The organism is Stenotrophomonas sp. HMWF003, assembly GCF_003061285.1.
Classification (GTDB): Bacteria; Pseudomonadota; Gammaproteobacteria; order Xanthomonadales; family Xanthomonadaceae; genus Stenotrophomonas; species Stenotrophomonas maltophilia_AP.
Genome location: NZ_QAIW01000196.1, coordinates 732 through 2,458 on the forward strand (window position 1 = coordinate 732; position 1,727 = coordinate 2,458).

A 1,727-nucleotide genomic window follows, 5' to 3' on the forward strand; every position below is an offset into this window, starting at 1 on the left:
GCGGCGTGTCCAACCAGGTGCCGATCGATGTAGTGCGCGCGATGGGCGCCGACCGGGTGATCGCGGTGGACGTGGGCACGCCGCTGCGCGTGCTGGACGGCAACGCCAGCCTGGTGGACGTGATCGGGCAGCTCAGCGGCTTCCTCACCACCGGCAGTGCGCAGCGGCAGCTGGACAGCCTGGGCCAGAGCGACCTGGTGATTGCCCCGGAGCTGACCGGCAAGGTGGCCACCGGTGATTTCGACAAGGCGCCGGAGGCCCTGCGTATCGGCCAGTTGGCCGCCGATGCCGCGGCGCCGGCACTGCGTGCGTTCGAACAGCCGCCCGCGGTATATGCGGCGTGGCAGGCGCAGCGCGGGCAGCGCACGATACCGGTGGCCCCGGTGCAGGTGGCGTTTGTGGAGGTGGTCAACGACACCGGCTACGCCGACGCGCTGTTGCTGTCCTACCTGCCGCTGCAGGTGGGCGCGCCGCTGGACGCGGCGGCGATGCAGAAGGGCATCCTGCGCGGTTACGGCATGGGCACACTGGCCAGTTTCAGCTACGAAGTGCGCCAGCGCGACGGGCAGACCGGGGTGGTGGTAACCGCGCATGCCAAGCCCAACGGTCCGGCGTACCTGGAGGCAGGGTTCAGCCTGAGCGACGACCTTCAGGGCAACCATGAGAGCAACCTGCGCGCGGGGCTGCTGTTCTCGCCGCTGTCGCCCTACGGCGCCGAGGCGCGGGTGGTGCTGCAGGTGGGCAGCGAACCGGCGCTGACGGGCGAGTACTACCATCCCTTCGACCTGCGCAACCGCTATGCATTCCAGATAGGTGGCGGGCTGCAGACGCGCAGTTTCAACCTGTACGACGCCGACGGCGACAAAACAGCGCGGTTCCGCGTACGCCGCGCGGGTGCGACGGTGGGATTGGTGCGGCACGTGGGCAACGTGCTGTCGCTGAGCGCGGGGGTGCAGCGCTATACCGGCAATGCGGCGGTGGAGGTAGGTGACCCGACCATTCCGCGCACGCATTTCGAGGAAGGCGCCTGGTTCGCGCAGGCAACGCTGGACGATATCGACAGCCTGTATTTTCCGCGCGACGGGCAACTGGTGAACGTGGGCACGTACCAGTCGCGGCCGGGCCTGGGCGCCGATACGGGGTTTGGCCAGGTGGACCTGGACGCAGTGGGCGCACGCGCTTTCGGACGGCACGCGCTGCAGGCAGGGCTGCGCTACCACGTAACGTCATCGGGTACCGCACCGGTGCAGAACCTGTACCGCCTTGGCGGCCGCTGGCGGCTGGCGGGCTTCCAGCACAACCAGCTGACCGGCCAGGACTACGCACTCGGCTTCGCGGGCTACACCTACGAACTGGGCAAGGTACTGGGCCGCTCGGCGCAGGTAGGCGGAACGCTCGAGTACGGCAACGCATGGCAGCACCGCTCGGACATGTCATTCAGTGACGGCATCTGGAACGGCAGCGTCTTCCTCGGCTTCGATTCCTGGATCGGCCCACTGATCTTCGGCGTCGGATTCCGCGAAGGCGGGGAAAACGTAATGTTCATCGAGTTGGGACAGTCGTTGTAGCGGTGGCTACCGGCTCAGAGCAACAGCGGCAAGCCCGCACTTCCCAACCCTCCAACCTTCAACCTTCAACCCTCAAGCTTCGGGACACGCGCAGAAATACACCGCCACCTGCTCCCGGCTTCTCCCATGGCCACCAGCCCAGTATCGGGGGTGGGGGTG

1 protein-coding gene is annotated in these 1,727 nt (G+C 67.5%); it reads left to right on the plus strand.

Annotated features, from left to right (window positions below; genetic code table 11):
- A partial coding sequence (locus DBR34_RS08065) for a BamA/TamA family outer membrane protein (protein WP_219928236.1) occupies window positions 1–1,568 on the plus strand: 1,568 nt, incomplete at its 5' end.
- Window positions 1,569–1,727 lie beyond the last annotated feature (159 nt).